General features: G+C 50.5%; 22 protein-coding genes. All 22 read left to right on the top strand.

All coding sequences use genetic code 11. The features are described 5' to 3' along the window. The coding region (locus tag C3F13_14980; protein ID PWB51162.1) for a hypothetical protein at nucleotides 1–993 on the top strand (993 nt) is incomplete at its 5' end. Between the two features lie 41 nt (nucleotides 994–1,034). Beyond that, the gene (locus tag C3F13_14975) at nucleotides 1,035–2,420 is read left to right on the top strand and encodes an amino acid transporter (GenBank protein PWB51161.1); all 1,386 of its coding nucleotides are present in this window, start codon (nucleotides 1,035–1,037) and stop codon (nucleotides 2,418–2,420) included. Between the two features lie 54 nt (nucleotides 2,421–2,474). Then, nucleotides 2,475–3,956, top strand: a complete 1,482-nt coding sequence (locus C3F13_14970) for a hypothetical protein (GenBank protein PWB51160.1) — start codon at nucleotides 2,475–2,477, stop codon at nucleotides 3,954–3,956. A gap of 3 nt (nucleotides 3,957–3,959) precedes the next feature. Continuing rightward, nucleotides 3,960–4,871, top strand: a complete 912-nt coding sequence (arcC, locus tag C3F13_14965) for a carbamate kinase (protein ID PWB51159.1) — start codon at nucleotides 3,960–3,962, stop codon at nucleotides 4,869–4,871. 83 nt (nucleotides 4,872–4,954) lie between these two features. Beyond that, nucleotides 4,955–6,232 carry an arginine deiminase gene (locus C3F13_14960; GenBank protein PWB51158.1) on the top strand — a complete coding sequence of 426 codons (1,278 nt, stop codon included), beginning with the start codon at nucleotides 4,955–4,957 and terminating at the stop codon, nucleotides 6,230–6,232. A 21-nt stretch (nucleotides 6,233–6,253) separates the two neighbouring features. Further along, nucleotides 6,254–6,736, top strand: coding sequence for a hypothetical protein (locus C3F13_14955; protein ID PWB51157.1), 483 nt, complete (start codon nucleotides 6,254–6,256; stop codon nucleotides 6,734–6,736). A 188-nt stretch (nucleotides 6,737–6,924) separates the two neighbouring features. Next, the gene (locus tag C3F13_14950) at nucleotides 6,925–7,539 is read left to right on the top strand and encodes a ZIP family zinc transporter (protein PWB51156.1); all 615 of its coding nucleotides are present in this window, start codon (nucleotides 6,925–6,927) and stop codon (nucleotides 7,537–7,539) included. Between the two features lie 105 nt (nucleotides 7,540–7,644). Then, on the top strand, nucleotides 7,645–8,550 hold the full coding sequence (gene ppk2, locus C3F13_14945) for a polyphosphate kinase 2 (protein ID PWB51155.1): 906 nt from the start codon (nucleotides 7,645–7,647) through the stop codon (nucleotides 8,548–8,550). Nucleotides 8,551–8,567: 17 nt separating this feature from the next. Continuing rightward, entirely contained in the window at nucleotides 8,568–11,339 is a 2,772-nt protein-coding gene (locus C3F13_14940) for an ATPase (GenBank protein PWB51154.1), read from the top strand. A gap of 78 nt (nucleotides 11,340–11,417) precedes the next feature. Beyond that, entirely contained in the window at nucleotides 11,418–12,113 is a 696-nt protein-coding gene (locus C3F13_14935; protein PWB51153.1) for a hypothetical protein, read from the top strand. Between the two features lie 36 nt (nucleotides 12,114–12,149). Next, a complete protein-coding gene (locus C3F13_14930) occupies nucleotides 12,150–12,815 on the top strand; it encodes a hypothetical protein (protein ID PWB51152.1) in 666 nt (221 codons plus the stop codon). Nucleotides 12,816–13,014: 199 nt separating this feature from the next. Beyond that, a complete protein-coding gene (locus C3F13_14925; GenBank protein PWB51151.1) occupies nucleotides 13,015–13,401 on the top strand; it encodes a hypothetical protein in 387 nt (128 codons plus the stop codon). A 54-nt stretch (nucleotides 13,402–13,455) separates the two neighbouring features. Continuing rightward, nucleotides 13,456–13,944, top strand: coding sequence for a hypothetical protein (locus tag C3F13_14920; protein ID PWB51150.1), 489 nt, complete (start codon nucleotides 13,456–13,458; stop codon nucleotides 13,942–13,944). Nucleotides 13,945–14,226: 282 nt separating this feature from the next. Then, entirely contained in the window at nucleotides 14,227–14,529 is a 303-nt protein-coding gene (locus C3F13_14915) for a hypothetical protein (GenBank protein ID PWB51149.1), read from the top strand. 115 nt (nucleotides 14,530–14,644) lie between these two features. Continuing rightward, nucleotides 14,645–15,088 carry a hypothetical protein gene (locus tag C3F13_14910; protein ID PWB51148.1) on the top strand — a complete coding sequence of 148 codons (444 nt, stop codon included), beginning with the start codon at nucleotides 14,645–14,647 and terminating at the stop codon, nucleotides 15,086–15,088. Between the two features lie 40 nt (nucleotides 15,089–15,128). Next, the gene (locus C3F13_14905) at nucleotides 15,129–15,692 is read left to right on the top strand and encodes a hypothetical protein (protein PWB51147.1); all 564 of its coding nucleotides are present in this window, start codon (nucleotides 15,129–15,131) and stop codon (nucleotides 15,690–15,692) included. Nucleotides 15,693–15,963: 271 nt separating this feature from the next. Then, nucleotides 15,964–16,707 (top strand): hypothetical protein, encoded by a 744-nt coding sequence (locus C3F13_14900; GenBank protein ID PWB51146.1) that lies wholly within the window; start codon nucleotides 15,964–15,966, stop codon nucleotides 16,705–16,707. A gap of 6 nt (nucleotides 16,708–16,713) precedes the next feature. Further along, nucleotides 16,714–17,238 (top strand): hypothetical protein, encoded by a 525-nt coding sequence (locus C3F13_14895; GenBank protein PWB51145.1) that lies wholly within the window; start codon nucleotides 16,714–16,716, stop codon nucleotides 17,236–17,238. 11 nt (nucleotides 17,239–17,249) lie between these two features. Beyond that, nucleotides 17,250–18,902, top strand: coding sequence for a ubiquinone biosynthesis protein UbiB (locus C3F13_14890; GenBank protein PWB51144.1), 1,653 nt, complete (start codon nucleotides 17,250–17,252; stop codon nucleotides 18,900–18,902). A gap of 86 nt (nucleotides 18,903–18,988) precedes the next feature. Further along, entirely contained in the window at nucleotides 18,989–20,377 is a 1,389-nt protein-coding gene (locus tag C3F13_14885; GenBank protein PWB51143.1) for a hypothetical protein, read from the top strand. 251 nt (nucleotides 20,378–20,628) lie between these two features. Then, complete coding sequence (locus C3F13_14880; GenBank protein PWB51142.1) at nucleotides 20,629–21,000, top strand: poly(hydroxyalkanoate) granule-associated protein; 372 nt, start codon at nucleotides 20,629–20,631, stop codon at nucleotides 20,998–21,000. A gap of 408 nt (nucleotides 21,001–21,408) precedes the next feature. Further along, complete coding sequence (locus tag C3F13_14875; GenBank protein PWB51141.1) at nucleotides 21,409–22,095, top strand: hypothetical protein; 687 nt, start codon at nucleotides 21,409–21,411, stop codon at nucleotides 22,093–22,095. Nucleotides 22,096–22,251 lie beyond the last annotated feature (156 nt).

Here is a 22,251-nt window from a genome sequence, read left to right as displayed (position 1 = left end):
CAAGATGATAAGGGTCCACTGTTGGCAGCTCTGTTTGCAGTTAAAGCTCTTTTAGACGCTGGCGTGAAGCTCAATAAGCGCGTTCGATTCATTTTCGGTGCAGACGAAGAAACCCTGTGGCGCTGCATCAACCGTTACAAGGAAATCGAAGAGCCACCTACGGTTGGTTTCGCGCCTGATGCTCGTTTCCCGTTGATCTATGCTGAGAAGGGCTTGCTCCAGCTTAATCTAGAAGGCAAGAATCAAACGGATATACTTCTCGCCGGCGGTTCTGCGTTCAATGCTGTCCCGGCTTCCGTTTTTTACGATGGTGCGCTTGAAGAAGAGCTGGCTGATAAGCTTGAAAAGTTGGGTTTTGCCTACGAGTGGAAGGAAGATGGTATTGAGGTCAAGGGTAAAGCTGCCCACGCCATGATCCCCGAAGAGGGCGTCAATGCTATCGCTCGCTTGTGCATCGCTTTGCATGCGGTTGGCCTTGAATCCAAAGCGATTAATTTTATTGCTACTGAGGTCGCTGAAGATCCATACGCTACAAAAATATTTGGCGACTGCCAGGATGCACCATCCGGCAAGCTCAAGTTCAACATAGGGTTATTTAGACTGGGTGAGAAAGAGCAAATCTCGATCGACATCCGTATCCCGGTCACGGTCGACAAGCTGGAGATCGTAAAGAAACTGAGTGTTGCAGCCGCTCGTTACGGCCTGGAATATAAGGAATTCGACTGGCTGCCACCGCTTTACCTGCCCAAGGACCACCCGGTGATCCAGACCTTGATGAAGGTGTATCGCCAATATTCTGGTGACCAGGTGACAGAACCGATTGCCCTGGGCGGGGCTACTTATGCACGCGCCTTCCAGAACTGTGTTGCCTTTGGTCCGCTCTTTCCCGGTGAGCTGCTTACCGAGCACGAGCCGAATGAGCGTCTCATCCTGAAGAACCTGTTCCTGGCGATGAAAATTTATGCGTATGCGGTTTATGAGCTTACCAGGTGAGCTTATTCAAATGCATTTAGTATTTCCGTGCTTATTCGTGCATGGATGCTAATGTAAAAACGATAATATTTTATGGAGAGAGTGACATGGCACAAGCTAAGATAATGACTGAAAGCACACCAGAAAAAAAACGCTCGATCAGCTTGATGGGAGCTATTTTTATTGGCATTGGCTCGATGGTTGGTGCAGGTATCTTTGCCCTTTTTGGAGAGGCAGGCAAGATTGCTGAAACCGCAGTATGGGTATCTTTCCTCGTCGCCGGGCTGATTGCCTTGCTGCAAGGCTATTCCTTCGCAAAATTAGGGGCTAAGTATCCTTCTTCCGGTGGATTAATCTCGTGGATCGTACGCGGATACGGCAAGGGATTGTTCACGGGTGGCCTGGTGATGCTGGGTTATTTTTCGACGCTGATCGTGGCTGCCATGGTCGCAGTATCGTTCGGTAATTACTTCACCAGTCTGTTCTTTGGAGCAACCGCCCCCGCTTACTTGCCCAAAATTTTTGCCGTCCTTATTGTTGCCGTTCTGACCTTTGTCAACTCGACTGGTACAGATTTGGTGACGAAAGCCCAATCAGCGATTGTGACCATCGTCTTGCTTGTTCTAGGTGGTTTTGCCATTGCCATGCTGGTTAATATGGATCCATCGATGGTGGCTCCATCCACGTACCCACCCTTTAGTAAGATCTTTGCCAGTGTCGCCCTCACCTTTTTTGCCTACCTTGGTTTTGGAGTGATCTCATTCGTCGGTGGAGATATTAAGGACCCTGAGAAAAACATGCCTCGAGCAATGTATATCTCGATTGGTGTTACATTATTGCTTTACGTTGCCCTGGCGATTGGCGTTTTCGGCGTGCTCACCGTTCAAGAGGTCATTGCTAATGCCGATACAGCCCTGGCTGCTGCAGCCTTCCCTATCTTTGGTCAGGCCGGGTATACGTTGATCACCATAGTGGCGGTTTTCTCTACTGCAGGGGCGATCAACTCCCAGCTTTATGCCAGCATAGGCGCGACTTTTTCCATGGCTAAAGACGGTCAGCTGCCGCCCAGGTTCGGTTTAGCGCGCAAGTATCGGGCAGGTGGTACCCAGGGTTTAGTAATTTCATCCCTGTTGATCGTGCTCCTGGCGGTCTTTTTTAATGTATCGGTCATTGCCTCGATCGGGAGTGCCGTAGCGCTGGCTATCTTTGCTTTACTCACGGTGGCTCACCTGAGGTTAACCAAGGAAACGGGGGCTTCAAAGTTTGTGCTGTGGATTGCCTTGATCACCACCCTCGCTGCGATCCTGCTGTTTTGCTGGAATACCCTGCAGACCGCACCAAACACTTTCATTATCCTGATCGTGACAATAATCCTCGCCTGGGTAGTGGAGGCGGGCTGGAGAGCGATCAGTAAACGCGAGGTAAAAGTTGAGCAGATAGATGGGTAATAAGCAGCTAAACTAAGCATAAAAAACTGATAATCTAAAAAAAAGGAGAGCTACATGCTACTATTACGCATTGTAGAAATTATCATTCTCATCTTGCTTCTGACTACGCTCTATGTGGTAATTCGCACTATCCTGTTCCAGCGCTCAATGGGTAGCGTGGAAAAGATCGAAGGCATCCAGGTGGATGAGCAGAAAGTCGCCGAGCACCTGGCTGCTTCGGTCCGTTGTAAGACCGTACCCTTAGATGAAAAAGGTACCCCAGATCCGGAGGCATTTGCACAGCTGCATAAGATGCTGGAGGAAACCTACCCTCTGGTGCACCAAAAGCTGAGACGCGAGCTTGTGAATGGTTACAGCCTGGTATACATCTGGCAGGGCAGCCGCGCCGACCTGGAACCGGTGATGCTCATGGCGCACCAAGACGTGGTCTCTGCCGATCCAACCGAATGGACCCACCCCCCATTTGAGGGCAAGATCATTGACGGGTTCGTCTGGGGGCGTGGCACGCTTGATATCAAGAACCAGTTGATTGGCATCATGGATGCGGCTGAGGCTCTCCTCAAACAGGGCTTTCGTCCTGAACGCACCATCATTTTCGGTCTTGGGCATGATGAGGAAACCGGTGGTGTAAATGGCTGCAAGGTGATCGGCCAGATGCTCAAGGAGCGCAATGTCCGCCTGGCAGGCATCGTCGATGAGGGCGGAGGGATTATGGAAGGCTTGGCAGCCGGGGTGCGCGGGAAGCTTGCCCTGGTCGGTTCAAGTGAGAAAGGTTATCTGACCGTTGAATTCTCGGTGAAAAGTGCCCCCGGTCATTCTTCCACGCCACCCAAGCAAACCGCCATAGGCATTCTATCACGTGCCATGACCCGCCTGGAATCGCACCCCATGCCCACTCATGTGCGCAGTCTGCGTCCTCTCTACCACGGCATTGGAAAAGCTGCCCCACTGTACATCCAGGTGGCCTTCGCTAATGTTTGGTTGTTTGGGCCATTTTTAAGACGCTGGTTAGTTCCTCTGCCTGAGATGAATGCCAGCATACGTACTACCACAGCGCTAACCATCATTAACGGTGGTGTGGAAGATAATACCATTCCAGCTGACGCAAAGGCTATTGTAAATTTCCGCTTGCTCCCTGGCGATACCATTGCTGATGTCTTATGGCATGCTAAGAAAGTGATCAAGGATGAGCGCGTGCACATAACACCGGTTGAAGGCAAGTTTAACGAAGCCCTGCCTGTTTCCTCCACCAATACGTCCGAATACATGAGTCTCGCTAAAGTTATCCGCCAAGTTTTTGATAATCCACCGGTGGCACCTTATACCATGTTAGGCGGTACGGATTGCCAGCATTTTGTGCCTGTGTGCGATAACATCTATCGTTTCACCTCCCTGGTGATGGATGAAAGTTTTGCCGGGCTTGAGCACGGCATCGATGAACGTATCCCGATTGAAGGGATGGCGTGCATGGTTAAATTCTATGCTCAATTGATGCAGGTTTGGGGAGCCAAAGACATGATGAAAGGAAAGGAGTAACTTATGAGAGTAGTTGTTGCATTAGGAGGTAATGCCCTGCTCAAGCGGGGTGAGCCGATGACCCACGATGTTCAGCGTGCCAACATCCGTGTGGCTGCACAGGCGTTGGTACCGGTAGCAAAGGAACACCAGCTGGTTTTGGCGCATGGCAATGGCCCTCAGGTGGGATTGCTGGCGCTTCAGGCATCAGCTTACAAGGATGTTGAGGCATATCCGCTGGATGTGTTGGGTGCTCAGACCGAGGGAATGATCGGATACATGATCGAGCAGGAATTAGGCAATCTGTTACCGTTTGAGGTGCCTTTTGCCACGATCCTGACCATGGTCGAAGTCGATCCTGCCGATCCGGCCTTCCAAAACCCTACGAAGTTCGTTGGCCCGGTTTACGAGAAAGATGAGGCTGATAGGCTCAAAGCCGAGAAAGGCTGGGTCTTCAAACAAGATGGAACCATGTGGCGACGGGTAGTCCCTTCACCACTTCCCAAGAGGATATTCGAGTTGCGACCGGTTAAATGGTTGTTGGACAAGGGGACGGTGGTGATCTGCGCTGGTGGTGGTGGTATCCCCACCATGTACGAAGCTGGCAAACCGCGCTCGCTAGCTGGCATTGAAGCCGTGATAGACAAGGACCTCGCCAGTGAGCTTTTGGCACGTGAGCTTGAAGCAGATCTGTTTGTCATCGCCACCGACGTGGATGGGGTTTACCTGGATTGGGGCAAGCCCGAACAGCGCATGCTTGGCAAGGTAACTATCAAAGAGCTGCAGGATCACCCCTTCCCAGCCGGCTCAATGGGGCCTAAGGTGGCTGCGGCAATCCAGTTTGTTCAGGTAACTGGCAAGCGCGCCGCCATAGGTTCATTAAAGGATATCGAGAAGATCGTAGCTGGCGAGGCCGGGACCAACGTATATCCTTAGCCAGCCATGGAAGCTTGAGAAAATAAGCCATCAAATATATATCGAGCAATAAAAATTAGATCATCACATAGGAGACGGAAAAAATGAGCAACGAATTCAGTGTAAATTCAGAAGTTGGTAAGCTTCGTAAAGTCATTGTCCACCGGCCCGATCTCAGCTTGAAGCGCCTGACCCCCACAAACCATGATGAACTGCTCTTCGATGATGTCCTGTGGGTGGAGCGTGCGCAGTGGGAACATGACCAGTTTGTCAAGGCCATGCGCGAGCGCGGCATCGAAGTCTATTACCATGTGGAGCTGCTGGCTGAAGCCCTGGCTGCCTCCGAAGAAGCCAAGAAGAATGTGGTTGAGCTGGTCGCCTCCGATTACACTGTGGGTTGGTCACTGGTTGATGAGGTTCGTCACCACCTGATGAGCCTAAAGCCGGAAGACCTTGCTGAGCACCTGGTGGGGGGATTAACCGTGGGCGAGATGGTGGAGCATGGTTTTGATCTTGAAAAATATAGGCAGATATCGTTACTCGGTGCAGCCGTAAAGGATGAGTTGGGCTACTTTGTCATACCACCGGTGCCGAACACCCTGTTCCAACGTGATCCTTCGTGCTGGATCTACAATGGGGTTACGGTCAACCCGATGTTCTGGCCAGCCAGGCGCCGTGAATCTCTTAACATGCTTACCATCTACCGCTACCATCCCATGTTTCAGGCAGCCAAGTTCAACTTCTGGTACCCGCCCCAGACTGACGACCAGGGCTTCAACATCCAGGACTTCGGCCGATCTTCATTGGAAGGTGGGGATGTGCAGATCATCGGCAACGGCACGGTAGCCATCGGGATGAGCGAGCGCACCCAGGGACGCATGATCGAGCTGGTGGCGAAGACGTTGTTCGAAAACGGTGGTGCAGAACGTGTGATTGCTGCAGTAATGACGAAAGACCGCGCCCACATGCACCTGGATACGGTCTTCACCTTGCTCGACCGTGATAAAGCCACAGCTTTCCCGCGTGTAGTGAATAATATCCGTGCTATCAGCTTGCGGCCAGGCAAGAAACCCGGTGACTTTCACGTCACCGAGGAAAAGAGCTTCATTGGTGCAATCGAAGATGCGCTGAAAATCAAGAAGCTCACCATCGTTGAGACAGGCGGGGATGAGTCACAGGCACAACGCGAACAGTGGGATGATGCCAACAACACCGTAGCACTGGAGCCTGGGGTGGTGGTTTCGTACGAGCGAAATACATATACGATTGCCAAGATGCGTCAGGCTGGTGTGGAAGTGGTTGCCATCGCTGGGTTCGAGCTGGGTAAAGGGCGTGGCGGCGGGCACTGCATGACCTGCCCGTTCGTTCGTGACGGAATTTAGTATCATTGCGGAGGAGGAACCATGAAAAATATTTGGCGTTGGATCATCGGAATCATAGTTGGCCTGGTCATTGTCGGGCTCCTGTTTGCGCTTCGATCGAACAAGCAGGCGTATAACGTCGCCAAAGGCGCTATCGAGAGTCGCACCTCCCTCACCCAGGACCGCATCGATGCTGCCACCCAGATGGCCACTGCTTCGGTCGATTTGGCCCTCAAGCTGGCCGGGGATCTTCCGTCCCAGCAGGCGAAAGCTGACCTGGTCAAGCAGGATATTCAGGCAATCCACGACCGTCTGTCGGAAGTCGCAGATCTACGCGGCCAGTTGGCGATCGATAAGATGAACCAGACGGTCGACCAGTTCAACCAGACCCTGACTGCCGTGGACCAGGCTGCTCAAGAAGCCGATACCCCGGCGGTCAAAGCAATCTATGACCGGATATATGGTGTCCTGGTAGCTACACAGGAGCAATTGACGAATTTCCTGATCACCGCCGGGCAGAAGTAAATTATCGCAGCATGGTAAGGATGCATATGTAGCATCTTTACCATGCCGCGAAAGATTGTTTCGATACAAATGGTCTAGGGAAGAATATGCTCACTGCAATATTGTGGGGTGGATTAGCGTCCGCGGCACTATTAGTTGGGTATCTGCTTGCCAGACGGGGCTTATCCAACCGTAGCGTCGGGATGGTCATGGGGTTTGGTGCTGGTGCACTGCTGAGTGCCATAGCCTATGAGCTGGTCCCCGAGTCAGCCCTGGGTGGAGGAAGAATGGCTGTCGCGTTCCTGATCGGTGCCCTCACCTTCTTTGGCGCTGACTGGCTCATCGACCGGGGGGGCGGTAAGGATCGCAAGGATATCACAGGTGGGAACATCGGATCAGGCTCAGCGATATTCATCGGCACCTTGCTGGACAATATCCCTGAGTCGATCATTCTCGGGATGAGCCTTGCGGTTGGTGGTTCGATCAATGTTGCATTCCTGGCGGCAGTGTTCGTATCCAACTTGCCAGAAGGTGTGGCTGGCACGGTTAATATGGAAGCGGCCGGTCGTTCACGGCGCAATATCTTCTGGATGTGGTTCGTGTTAGTGGTCATCTCAGCTATTTTTGCTGGCGTCGGATACGCTGTCATCACTTTGCTACCCGCTGCCAGTGGCAGGTTTGCCCAGGCATTTGCAGCTGGGGCGATGCTGACCATGTTGGCAGATGCCATGATGCCAGAAGCATTCGAGCACGGTGGAAAGCTGGTAGGCATCCTGACCGTGATGGGCTTTTTAGTCGCATCAGTTTTATCATTCGCAAATTGAGGCATCGTCATTATCTGGGGGCCACTTTTATGAAAATTGCTATGTTTTTTATTTGGATTAATGGTAAATTGGTAAATCATATAAATTATGAATAAGGAGATCCATATGGGAAAAAACAAGGACAAGAAAAAAGGGAAAAAGGGCAAAAGTAAGGAAAACCCCGAAAAATCAGCCCTACAGGCCGTTCCTGGAGCAGATACCTCTACTGCTCAGCCCGGATCTATCGGCGACCCCCAACCTCCGATGAGCCGCAAAGAGTTCGAAAAGGAGATGGAAACGCTCCAGGTCGAGCTGGTTAAGCTACAGGAATGGGTTAGGGTTAGTGGCGCAAAGATTTGCGTACTGTTCGAGGGCCGCGACACGGCCGGTAAGGGTGGCGTGATTAAACGCATCACCGAGCGGGTCAGCCCGCGCATCTTCCGGGTAGTGGCTCTGGGAACCCCAACCGACCGCGAGAAATCACAAATGTACTTTCAGCGCTACATGCCTTATTTGCCAGCCGCAGGCGAGGTCGTGTTGTTTGATCGCAGTTGGTACAATCGGGCGGGAGTCGAGCGAGTGATGGGCTTTGCCACCCATGAACAAGTAGAAAAATTTCTAAATTTGACACCCTTGGTTGAGAGAGCCATCATCGATTCTGGTATCTACCTTATTAAATACTGGCTCGAGGTGGACATGGATGAGCAGGCGAAACGCTTCAAAGAGCGTGATCAAGATTACCGCAAAATCTGGAAGCTCAGCCCGATGGATGTGCAAGCTCAGGCGCGTTGGTACGATTATTCACGAGCGCGTGATGCCATGTTCGTTGCTACCGATACCCCTGAATGCCCCTGGTATGTGGTCCCCTCCAATGACCAGCGCCGGGCGCGCTTGAACTGCATCACGCATTTTCTGAGCCTGATCCCTTATGAAGAAGTACCACGTGAGCCGATCAAGTTCCCCAAGCGCCAGGCCAAAGGTGATTACAAGGAACCCGATTATCCCTACCGCTATGTTCCCTCAAAATTCTAATAGAAAGGCTCAAATTTATGACCGATAAACCTGAAAATCAATCAAAATGGTACACCCTGACCTCCGAGAAAGTCGCTAGCGAGCTTCAAGTCGATCCTGCCAAAGGGCTGAGCGCCGCTGAGGCAAAACAGCGCGTTCAGAAGTACGGGCCTAATAAGCTGGCCGGCAAGAAAAAGGAGCCTGGTTGGCGGGCATTCTTACGTCAATATAAAGACTTTATGCAGATCATCCTGCTTGGAGCTGCGGTTGTCAATCAGATTGTGATTCACCAGTGGAACACCACCATCGTCTTGATCGGCCTGACCGTCTTCAACGCCATCCTGGGGCTGAACCAGGAATCAAAAGCCGAGGCCAGCCTCGCCGCATTGGAAAAGATGATGAAGAATATCGCCCGCGTACGTCGCGATGGGCAGGCAATCGAAGTCGATGCCGAGGAGCTGGTACCCGGTGATATCGTCTTGATGGAGGCCGGCAACCGAGTGCCAGCAGATGGGCGCTTGTTTGTGACCGCCACCCTCGAGATTGAGGAGGCTGCCCTCACCGGCGAAAGCGTCGCCTCTTCCAAAGACACCGAGACCATTGCAAAGGCCGATGCTCCCCTGGGCGACCGGCATTGCATGGCTTACATGAACACCTCGGTCACGCGTGGGCGTGGCGAGATGATCGTGACGACAACCGGCATGCAGACCGAGATGGGTAATATTGCTGACCTGCTGAACAAAACCGAAGCCGACAAGACACCCCTTCAAAAACAGCTGGACAAACTGACGATCGTAATCGCTGGGTTAGCTGCCCTGGCTTTTATCGCCATGGTTTTCCTACTCCTTCAACAGGGTCTTGAATTTTCTGCTATCTTCACGGCCGGGATAGCCCTGGCGATTTCAGCCATCCCAACTGGTATGCCCGCCGTAGTCACCACCATGTACTCGATGGGCACGCGTGTGCTTGCCGGCCAGAATGCGATTGTCAAACGTCTGCCTTCTGTGGAAACGCTGGGCTCTGTTTCGGCGATTTGCTCGGATAAGACCGGCACGCTCACCTTGAACAAGATGACTGCTGTCGAGTTTAGCCTGCCTGGTCAGAACCGCTACAGTGTGACCGGTGAAGGGTATGGTACTAAAGGAGAGCTACTATTAACCCGGGGTGTGGCAGCTGGTGAACCCTGGAAGAAAGGTACCGCGCCATACATAACGGACGGACAGATCCTGAGCGCTGGCGGATCGAAGATTGACCTGGACGAAGTGATGTTACCCATGGCCCTCTGCGCTGATGCACGCCTGGATGGTGAGAACCTGATCGGTGACCCAACGGAAGGTGCCTTGATCGTCCTGGCTGAGAAAGGCGGTATCCATGTCGATAGTGCCCGTGAGATGTATCCCCGGGTAGCTGAAATCCCGTTTGACTCCGATTACAAGTTTATGGGTACTTTCCATAACATGAAGAACGCTCAAGGCAAACCGGTGGTGCGCTGTTTCGTTAAAGGTGCGCCAGACGTGTTGATCGCCCGGGGTGGATCATACTGGTTGCCAGGTGGCGAGGTGCAGCCCATTACGGATGAGACCCGACCTTTGGCTCTTAAGGAAAATGACCGAATGGCTGCTGCTGGTGAACGCGTCATGGTGGTTGCTCGTCGTGACTTCGATCCGCAGACCTTTGACCCGAAAGGCAACCTGATCGAGCTGGTCAAGGACCTGACTTTGATTGCCATGATTGGTATTGTCGACCCACCCCGCGCAGAAGCCAGGGATGCTATCGCCAAATGTCATAGCGCCGGTATCCAGGTGCGCATGATCACCGGTGACCATGCTGTGACGGCGGCTGCCATCGGACATCAGCTCGGCATCGAAGGAGAAGCCCTCACCGGTGCCCAGTTTGCTGCCATGCCTGATGAAGAGCTGCTTGGCAAGCTGGACGATATCGGTGTGATCGCCCGGGTTGCTCCAGAAGATAAGATCCGTCTGGTTCGCCTGCTGCAGAAGAAGCAGAACATCGTGGCTATGACAGGTGATGGCGTCAATGATGCTCCTGCCCTCAAGAAAGCCGACATAGGTGTGGCCATGGGCATCACCGGCACAGAAGTCTCCAAGGAAGCTGCCGTGATGATTCTGACAGACGATAACTTTGCCACCATCGTCAAGGCTGTCGAGTACGGCCGGGCAATCTACGATAATCTGTTCAAGTACATCCGCTTCCAAATGAGTGCCCTGGCGGCATTTATTATCAGCTATCTGGGCGCGGCTATCTTCGCCATCATGGGCGGCACACCGTTTACCGCGGTCCTCGTGTTGTGGATCAACTTCCTGGTGCAGGTGCCCATCGCCATGGCTTTGGGCTTTGACAGTCCCTCACCGGGTTTGATGGACCGTAAACCCCGCCCGCTATCGCAACCGGTTCTTAGCAATGGTCAGTGGGTGCGGATCGCCTTTATGGGTCTGCTCATTGCCGTTGGTACACTTGCGGTTGAGACGTATTACGATGGTGTGAACACGGCTTTGGCAGCTACCATGGGATTTGTTGTGTTTGGCATGTTCAATGTTGCCATAGGTCTCAGCTGCCGCTCTGAAACCGGCACAATTTTCAGCCGCAATAACCTGACGGATCACCGCCAGCTTGAGCTGTACGGCTTATCCTTGCTGGCCCTGTTCCTGCCTACCCAGATGAACTTCGGTGAACGAATGGGCTTGGTCGCTTTATCCGGAAGCCAGTGGCTGTTTTGCATTGGTTTGGCGATTGTGCTCATCCTGGTTGATGAGGTAGTCAAACTAATTTTGCGTAAGGCGCACAAATAAGGTATGCATCCTTGTGGGTGATGGTCAAATAAAATCCATCACCCACATAATTTGAATTCAAATAACTACGGAGAATATATGGCCCAAGCTCAAGCAAGATCGACACCCGCAATGAGTGCCGTACGTTTCAACCGCTTTCTAGCCCTGGTCTATCTGGTAATGGCTCTCGGGCTGGCAGTTACTGCTCTGGTATCTACCGCGGTGAGCGACAACTCTGAATTCATGAAGCGCGTTTTGTTATATCCCTGGTTCACCTTCGGCTTGTTTTTACTGCAGATTGTCGTTGTGGTTTTCCTGAGTGCAGCGGTAACCCGCATGTCCACAGGGGCAGCATTTTTATTATTCCTGCTATATTCTGCTCTGACTGGTCTGGCGCTCTCGTCCATATTTTACTATTATAGTCAGTCATCAATCGCTTACACCTTTTGGGTGACGGCTGGGATGTTCCTGTTTAGCAGCATCGTTGGGTTGTTCATCAAGGGCGACATGAGCGGCGTAGGCAGGTTTTTACTGCTTTGCCTGCTTGGCTGGATGTTCGGATGGATCTTTGTCATTTTCTTTCCATACACACCTGGGCTAAACCAGGCGATGAATTTTACCGGTATAATGCTCTTTGCAGGACTGACGGTGTGGGACACCAACCGTCTAAAGGCCCTTTCCACCGAGCTGGAAGGCAAGCAGGGTATGGGCGGGCTGGTGGTTATTGGAGCCCTGGCGCTTTATTTGGATTTCATTAACATATTCCTTTTACTACTTCGCACGTCACGGCGTTAATCATTGTTTATACATTGAAGATCTAGGAGAGTGCTCATGGATGCGAAGCTGTCATCATTTGGTTATTTGTTTGACCCATCGAGATATTCACCCAAGCTTGGTTACTCGCGTTTGCGAGCACTTATCTCCGCAAAACCCACTCAACGCTTTTTTGATGTAAAAAAACTGCATGTTCCCACCTTTGATGGCCGGGCTTTGCATAAGACAGTTATCGACCGCTACGAGTTGGAGCCCACAGAGATCTTTCAGGTTTGTGCCGGCGAGCTCATCCTCGATAGCCATCAGGGGGAACGCTTGCATGCCTTCTCACTGGGAGGCACACTCACAGCTTCTGTGGTGATGGGTGAGCGTTTGTGCGATTTCGTCTCCGATGCCCCAATTTTCCACATGGACGAGGACCCTGAATCGGTCAGCGGGGTGATTGCGGATGAGATCGAGGATCTGATCGCTCAATGCGAGGTAAATCTCACCGACCACGAAAACGAGTTTTATCTGCGTTTGTCCAAATATGAGCCTTATAAGATCTTCCTCGCCTGCTTGGTATCACTGAAAAAACGCGGCGAAAGTATTCCACGCGAAGTCCGTAGGGAACGGTTTCAAAAACTCTCAGCCAATATGTCCCGAGCGATAAAGTCTATCCAGGATACTGATCACTGGGATGGGATTTCTCCCAGCCTGGAAGAGTTGTTGATTCAAGACTAGAATTCAAACCCAGCAATTGCCATGAGTTTGTGGAATTGCTGTTTCAGATAAATTAAGTCCAAAGAAAATATTCACATCTCTGCTGTTGAAATAGAAAGGAGGAGTAAATCGTCAGGGAATCCCACATCTAGCATTGCTGTCTAGTTTGTAATTCATATCATTATTCACAAATCAATATTCAAAGCAAGGAGGAAAAACGATGAAAAAACGTCCAGTTGGAGTGACCATACTCGCCATCCTGGCTGGAATCGCCGCCGTTCTGGCAGCCATCCATGCCCTGCAGTCACTGGGTATCCTGCCCTTCTTTATTGGCGAATTCAAGATCCATGCATTCAGCTTTTGGTCCTTCCTGATGTGGGCTCTAATGGTCTGGGTGTGGGCCTGGTTGGTTAAGCTGCTGTGGGATGTTGACAAACAAGCCTGGCTTTTCCTGGCAGTGATCACTGCTTTCAACCTTATCCTGGACTTTACCGTGATGTTAGGTGCGGGAAATTGGTCTGATGTCAGCGTGAGCTTCATTCTCAACGCCATCATTCTGATCTACTGCCTGCTCCCGGGTGTTAAAAAGGCATTCGAAGTCGCCTGATTTTACGTTGGGGTATTTTTCCACCCAAGCATCTTTTTGATTGGATAATGATCTATGGCAACACTTACGGTTTTAAAGTTTTCTGCTCCAGATGGGGCATCCGAAATGCTCGAAAAGATCAAATCACTTCAGAAAAGGGAGCTGATCAAGATCCAAGACGCCGCCATCGTGAGCTGGCCGCCAGGGAAGAAAGCCCCCAAGACCAGGCAGATGGTTGATATGGCAGGCATGGGAGCCATGCAGGGAGCTTTCTGGGGTATGCTATTCGGGTTGATTTTCTTCGTGCCCTTCTTCGGCCTGGCCGTCGGGGCTGCATTTGGTGCACTTGGCGGCAAGATGGCTGATTATGGGATCAGCGATGAATTCATTAAGAATACCCGCGAAAAAGTTACCGAAGGCACCTCCGCCCTGTTCTTACTGACCACAGGAGCAATCCAGGATGAGGTACTCGCTGAGCTTAAAGGCAGTAAGTTTGAGCTAATTGCTTCCGACCTAACGAAGGAACAGGAAGATGCATTGAAAGAAGCTTTTGCCGAGGAGTAAATGTGTTTCTAAGGCATGAGTAGATCTAATCCCTTCACCCAGTTTATATTATGGAGGTGTAACCCTGCCAGAGGATCGAAATCAGGATCAGCGTGAAGAATCTCAAGATGATCGCCAGGCTGGACGGCTGGGAGGCCGGTTTGATCCTGGCGGTAGAGATGAGAAAACCTGAAATGGCTCATGGTGGCTTTAAGTCACCCGGCCACCATTGAGGCTGCCTTCCATAGTATTGGCAGCATAAGCAGTTTTGTTTTACCAGGATAAAAAGAAGGAGAGAATACCATGCCTTGTTGTTTTGCAGCATTTGCGGGGTTGTTCCCGCGTTTAGGCACCATATTACTTTGGCTTGCCCGACCTGTCATGTTTAATTCAGCTTTCAAAGGAAGCTGGATCTGGCCGGTTTTAGGGATCATATTTCTCCCATTCACCACCTTGATGTTTGTGATCTTGACCTGGGGTGCTGGCGGTATCTATGGCTTCTGGGATTGGTTCTGGCTCATTTTGGCGATATTTATCGACATCGGCCACTGGAGTTCTACGGTTTATCAGAATCGCAACCGTATTCCCGGTTATGCAGCAAATTAACTTCTCGTAATGGATGATGCGTTGCATCCAGCCTGTGTCTGGTGGAGTGGTCAAAATATTTATTTATGAAGGTAGCAACTGAGGCTTTTACAAATATTGAGTTAATGGAGGACGAATGAAAATTAACCGGAAGGCTGTCTTATTGGTAGCCTTGATTTTTTTGCTACCTTTATCATCCTGTGCCTCAAATGCTACGCCATCGAATACCATCACCGGTATTGTCTGGCAGTGGCAGAGCGTGACCAACCAATCGACTGGTGAAAAAATCACAGTGGCAGACCCTAAAAGCTACACGATTACCTTTAATGACGATGGCACGTTTAATGGCAAAGCTGACTGCAACAATATCAGCGGCACTTACTCGCAAGAGAGCGGTTTCAGCATCAAATTGGGCGCTTCCACCATGGCCTACTGCGGAGAGCAATCTCTGGACACACAGTATTTACAGCTGCTGGGCAGCATAGTCGCGGGTGGCCCAGATGGTGCGGGTGGATTTGCTCTTGAGACAGCTGGCGGTGCAGAGCGAATGGAATTTACAAATGGTGGTGCCGCAAAATGAATATTAGATTAAAATAGCAATAAGACCAAAAACAAGGAGAATGAAAATGACAACTGCACTAGAAACACAAACCAAGCAACGCCCATGGTGGTTGACCTTATTGACGGGTATCTCGGCTTTGATCCTGGGAGCTTTCTTCCTTTGGGGTGGGGCCGCTAATAAGGCTCAAGTCTACATCATGTTGGTTACCTTCCTGGGCATCTGGTGGCTCGTCCAGGGTATTTTTGATATTGTAGCCATCTTCATCGACCACTCCATGTGGGGTTGGAAGCTGTTCATGGGCATTGTCAGTATCGCTGCCGGAGGCTACATCCTGGCATACCCTGTGGCTTCTGCAGTGTTCTTACCGAGGGTAATGGTTCTGGTGCTTGGCATCTGGGGCTTGATGTACGGTATTATGCTGCTGATCATGGCCTTCAGCGGCGCTGGATGGGGCGCTGGCATCCTGGGTGCGTTAGGCATCCTCTTTGGCCTGGCGCTGATCGCAGATTACGGTAAGCTCTTTACGGGCTTATCCATGATCTGGTCGCTTGCCGTGTTGGGCGTGGTCGGTGGTATCGTGCTGATCGTGCGGGCATTCCAACAGCGTAAAGCAAACGCATAAGTATCCTCGATTAGGGCGCGCTTAAGCGCGCCCTAATTAAACCTCATCAAGCTGCCTGCTTTTCCAGGCAGCATTTGCTTACAATGTGCTTCACGGATATAAATGGCATGTACCGTTGGTGATGGGGTGTTAAAGTAGGTGTTGAACAGGGGTTTCATATCTACGATGCTTTTTAATTATTAACTTCCAGATCATTTATATTGCCTGTCTCAGGGCGATGATCCCAGAAGATCAATACCGGATCTTCCTTAATTAAATAATGGGAGGTAGCGTGCAGATACCCGATGACGAATTCCCCTATACCAGCGATGATCCTAGCTTGACCCCACCTGCGGAGCAAAGTACCCTCCAGGGTGTTGATTCTCAGCAGCTGAGTGATCTAAAAGCGGTTCTGCGTTTGGCGATTGGCACTGGCCTAAACGGTCGAGATGCCCTTGTCGGTCGATTAAGGCGCATGCAGACTACCCAGGTATTGCCGAATCCCGAGACGATCACCATCAACGAGAATGAGACCTCTGCTGACCAGTTCAGGTACCTGTTACTCGGATTGTTATTCGAAACCCCTGAAAAGTTACAGCAAAGCCTGACGTCCGCCGGTCATACCTCCTCAAAAGTATTTGATATTTTGTCCCGGTTGGTTTCACCCATCACGAACAGCTGGGCCTTTAGCCCGGTAAAGGATCAGTATGATCACGCTGCCGCTCGGGGGGAAAAGCTCTTGGATCACCTGATCATGCGCGGCCGCCTCGAAGAGCAAAACAGTCGGCAAATCCTTCAGCAGAAAGCGGTCGATGACTTGATCAATGAGTTTGCAGAGTACCTCGTCCTAAAGATAAAGGTGCAGGAGATTATCCAGCGTGAAGGTACCAGCATGGCAGGCAGTGTAGTCGATGAATTCCGCGATCAAAGTGCAAACGTAGATGGCCTTATGGAGCAAAAGCTTAAATCGATATTTCGCAAGAGTGCTCCAGCTGAACCGACTGAGCCACCCGCCAACCCGGTAGAAGGAGGCTAGGGACGCATGGCTATGATAACTACGCAATCTGACAAGTCGGGTATTTTCCCTCACGCCAATCCCCCAGCTCATCCAGCGGGCTTTTTTAGCCGATTTGAAGCCTTTGCCATCGACCTGATAATCCTTGCCGTCATACAATTGGTCGCAGCAGCCTTTATTCAAACCATCATTAGGTTTTTCAGACTAGCCAATATACTAACCAGCCTTCAGTCCCTCTTGGATAATCCATACGTTGAGCTTGGAAGTGGAACTGCTCTCATGGCTTTATTTGTGATCGCATATTTCACGTTTTTCTGGACGCTGGTTGGGTTTACCCCCGGCAAAGCGCTCCTCGGGCTTAAAGTTGTCCAGAAAGACGGAAAGAAGTTATCCTTTTTTAGGTCGTTGGTGAGGTTTTTTTCTTATTGGATTTCTGCCATTCCACTCTTCCTGGGCTTTTTTTGGGTTTTATGGGACCCCAAGCGGCAGGGCTGGCACGATAAGATTGCAGGCACACAAGTTTTATTTATTCAAAGGCGAGCACTACACTAGATACCCAATTTATGGATACTGGTTTCGAAGAGTATCAGGAACGACGACCTCCAGGGTTATTCGTCCGGGGTTTTGAGATCGCTGGGCAGATCCTTGGCCTGGTGCTGGGTGGTGGCTTTGATTTCGTGCGCAGGAAAATGGAGCTAGGCGAGCACCGTACGATCGGCATCTTTTTCCTGAGAATTTTCCTGGCGTTTACCTGGCCGTTTTTGGATAAGAAAATCGTCAGCCAGCCGTTTTCTATCCAATTTAGGCTACGCTTACAGAAATTAGGGCCGACATATATCAAGCTCGGCCAGATTCTCAGCCTGCGCGAGGATTTGCTGCCTAAAGAGATCACCGATGAGCTGAAAAACCTGCTGGATCGGCTCCCGGCAGTCAGTTATGAGCGATTTAAGCAGCTCATTGTTGAGAGCCTTGACATGCCCCTCAATTTGATGTTCCGCTGGATCGATCCCATTCCATTGGGTTCAGCATCCTTGGCGCAAACTCACCGCGCCAGACTGGTCACGAATGAAAAAGTCGTTATCAAAGCTTTGAAGCCCGGCGTGCGGACAATCATTGAGCGCGACACCCGCCTGTTGCGCTTTTTCGGCAGTTTCCTGCAGCTCTTTTTAGCTCGGTATCAGCCAGCCCGCATTATCAATGAATTCAGCGCCTATACGTTGCGTGAAGTTGATCTGCGCATGGAAGCGGACAATGCGGAGACTTTTGCCGCTTACTTTAAAGATGAGCCTGAGGTTCGCTTTCCGCTAATCTATCGGAAATATAGCTCACGCGATGTGTTGTGTATGGAATATTTTAATGGTATCAAGCCAGATCAGAATGCACTTAAAAAACTCACCCTCGAACAACGCCATCAGGCGATCGACTTGGGGGTAGGCGCCATAGTCCGCATGATCTACCGGGATGGCTTCTTCCATGCTGATTTACACCCTGCTAACCTGATGATATTCAAAAAACCCGGCTCTCAAGAAGTCACCATCGGGTTTATTGACCTGGGGATGGTGGGTAGGTTCACGCGGGATATGCGCAAGCGCATGTTCTATTATTTCTATTCGCTGGTTACGGGAGATCCAGAAAGTGCTGCCCGATATCTGACTTCTTTAACTATTCCCGGCAAGGGGGCGGATATTGAAGGATTTCGACGGGCTGCCTCCGACCTGTATACCCGCTGGCTGGTGAGCCCCAATTTTAAGGATTTTTCACTTGCCCAGGTGATATTGCAGTCTGTGTTGCTGGCTGGTCATTATCAGATCCAATACCCTGGTGAGATCATTCTGATGGTCAAAGCGCTGGTGACGATTGAGGGTGTCAGTCATGTTTTTGATCCTTCGATTGATATCCCCACCGCAGCCCGCAGTCATGTACGGTCGATTTTATTTCAGGAATTTAACCCCGTCAGCCTGGTGCGTGACAGTGCCCTGGTTGTTCCGGAAATGGTGGATGTGTTGAGGAAAAGCCCCTTGATCCTGTCGGAGGGCATAAAAGTATTAGAAGCAAACCTAAAAAAACCTCCTTCTGGTCCTCTGAATGGCGTGCGCGGGACACTGCTGGCAGGTTTTTGTTTGCTCGCCGGCGCCCTGATATTAGCCAACAATGGCCCCTGGTATGCCTGGGCAGGCTTGTTTTTGCTCGCATTGCTTCTCGCGATTCGTTCGTAATCTTCACGGCAGGCAGCAATTGATTCTGTGCATGACTGAAATCTCGAGATACAGATATTCAACTATTTAAAGGTGGTTTGTGTTACATGTCTAAAATCAAGCTTAATAGTGTAGACCATGCCTGGCTTCGCATGGAAACCCCCTCCAACCAGATGATGATCACGGTGCTGTTCAGGTTTGACGGGGAGGTTAGTCATGACCAGCTGGTCAGTGCCTTGGCGGTAGTCGTCAAACGCTTCCGGCGTTTTCATCAGCGTATTGTCCGACCTGGCGGCATCTTCCGACGGCCCTATTGGGAAGACGATCCGTCGGACCGGGTCGAGGACCATATTGAAGTACTTGAGCTTGCCTCGCCGGTAACAGATGACCAGATTACCGAGTTGGTTAACCAGCGCATGAATACTCCCCTGGATTTCTCCCACCCCCTATGGCGACTCACTCTGGTAAAAAATCATCCGGGAGGTAGTGCGGTCATCGTGTGTGTGCATCACTGCATTGCGGATGGCATTTCGCTTATGCAGGTTTTTTTAACGATGACTAAGGCATCCAGCGATGGTCAATCTGGAATAAATAACGGTAATAATTATCTTAACGACCCGGCGTTGTTAGTCACACCAACCTTTACTCAGGCAGCTGTTTCAGGGAATAGCAAGCCTGTCCAACCTGGTGTCAGTACCAATCAGCGTGCTGCACAGCTTACTCCAGGTGTCGGAGATCTCCTGGCTGCGTCTGGCAGGATTGTGTTTCGCCCGGCTGACCCCCCCACAATTTTAAAGGAGACTCTCACTGGGGTGAAAAAAGCTGTCTGGTCTGCGCCGTATGACCTTCCGGAGATCAAGCGGATCGCCCAATCCAGCGGGGCCACGATCAATGATACCTTGATGGCAGTTACTGCCGGGGCAATCAGCCGGTATATCGACCTGCAGGGTGATACCCGCAAGCCGAATATTCGGTCATTCATCATGGTGAACATGCGAGGACGCACTTTAGATGAGGACCTGGGGAATAAATTTGGGCTCGTATTTTTAGATTTACCTTTGGACCAGAAGCAGCCAATTGATCGCTTAGAGGCAATTAAAAGCGGGATGGGCTTTCTGAAAGCCTCGGCTGAATACGCAGCCTCATATTTTATTCTCCATATCCTGGGGGTGATCCCAAAGTGGATTGAGGATATTGCCATCAGGATCCTGGATACCAAGGGAAGTATCGTGGCTACCAATGTTCCTGGGGCTCGCCAGCAACTCTACCTGGCTGGTGTTCCCATCCAATCCATCATTGCTTGGGTGCCACAATCCGGCAGGGTGGGTGTGGGGATCAGCTTTGTAAGTTATAACAATCAATTGGTGGTCGGCTTTAATTCGGATACGGGATTAATTTCTGACCCGGAAGATTTCCTTAAGCTCTTTGCAGTAGAGTATCAATCCTTAAGAGATACTGTTTTGGGGCCAGGGGTACCTCAGGCCTGGCGTTCCTGATTGCCTGGCTTCATGCCTTCAATGAGAAAGCCTACGACGACACAAGATTTCCAGCGTTCCTCTCGCTGGAAATCTTGTTTTTCCACCCGATTTTTTGGGCTAGAAAAAACCAGTAGCCGTTCTGATAAAAATCCTGTTCTTATAAAAATCCTTGACGCTCGGCGATCCTGATGATATACTGTTTATGACGCACTACGTCATAAGCAAATTGTCTATTGTTTCATCAAAAATACCTTATCTAGGAGGATAAAATGCCCACGAAACCGAAAGCTGAAGCACCGGTTGAACCCGTCGAGAAAGGAGACTCTCAAATGGTGGATATGGTCCGCAAGATGATGCTGGCTGCCTTAGGCGCCGCTGTCATCGCTGAAGAAGAAATCGAAACCCTGATCAATCGCCTGGTTGAACGAGGTGAGCTGGCTGAAAAAGACGGAAAGAAGTTGATTCACGAAGCGATGGATAAGCGTAAGAATAAAACCACCAATCTGACAGAGGATATCAACAAGAGCATCAACGATGTGCTGCAACGCATGAATATCCCCACCAAAGCGGATATTGACACCCTCGGTCAGAAAATCGCAGGATTATCCAAGAAGATCGACGAGCTTAAGAAAAGTGGATAATCTCTGCTGAGTCTCTGGTAGTAGACCTGGCCAGACACATAATTAGTATTGAAGAGCGGTTCATCATCAGATGGACTGCTCTTGTTTTAATCAGAAAAAGCGCAATATTTCTGTAAACAAAGTTCCCAGCGCTAGTGTTTACATCGTTACCTCTGAATTAATTCTGCCTGTTGCAGAGATGAAGTCTGAGTTATTAAATGCACCAGCACATAATCAGCAGCATAGTTCTTGCTTGTCTAGACATGTACCGTTATTGTAGACCGATTTATTGACAGGAGTAGTATCCTTTGATATATTATAGGCAAATTAGCGTTGCTTGCCATTGTTATAAAGATAATCGACAGGACTGCTTCCCACCTTAATAGGTAAATCAGAAGATTCTACCGGGGGAACGAAAACCCTATCCTTATGACTGCCTCACCCAAGACTTCTCTTCGTATTATCCTACTTGATGCCCAGACTCTTTTCAGGGTTGGCATGCGTTATATCCTTGAGAAGGCCCCCGGGTTTGAAGTGGTGGGCGAAGCAAGCAGCGTGAGCGAGGGGACTGATCTCATCACCAGTCAAAAACCCGACATCATCTTATTCGATATGAATCTGGCGTGTCTGCCTGACCTTGAAATCGTCCCGTCTTTGATTCGGTCTTCTGGGACAGCCCGTTTGATCCTTGTTACCGGCACGAATGATCAGGCTATGCTGCAAAAAGCCGTTGAGGATGGGGTTGTAGGTGTCGTTTTCAAGACTCATACGCCGGAAACATTAATCAAAGCAATCGAGAAGGTCCATGATGGTGAAGTATGGCTTGAACGTTCGCTGATTGCCACTGTGCTAGGACGCCTCTCACGCAACCAGACCTCTGGGACGGGCGATCAGGATACGGACGACATGAACAGCCTGAGTGAACGTGAAAAAGAGGTTGTGAAACTCATTGGACTGGGATACAAGAATAAGCGCATATCCTCCGAGTTGTGCATCAGTGAAACCACGGTGCGACATCACCTAACTTCAATCTACGATAAGCTAGGGGTATCCGACCGATTGGAATTACTGGTGTATGCTCACCGCTATGGACTGGTCACTACGAATAGATCATAATCCGGTAGACCAGGTAAATTAGAAAAAATGGCATACGAGTCAAATTCTCCCGCTTAGTCCGAGCGGGAGTTCGTTATTTTCTCCCAACTATTAGAAAGGTGCATGCCCCAAAATACAGTGAAGCTGGAGGGTATGCCAGCAGTTCGGAAATTCCTG

The sequence above is a fragment of the Anaerolineales bacterium genome, from assembly GCA_003105035.1.
Classification (GTDB): domain Bacteria; phylum Chloroflexota; class Anaerolineae; order Anaerolineales; family UBA4823; genus FEB-25.
The sequence above is the reverse complement of the archived record's forward strand: the minus strand, read 5'-3'. Positions and strand labels throughout refer to the sequence as shown.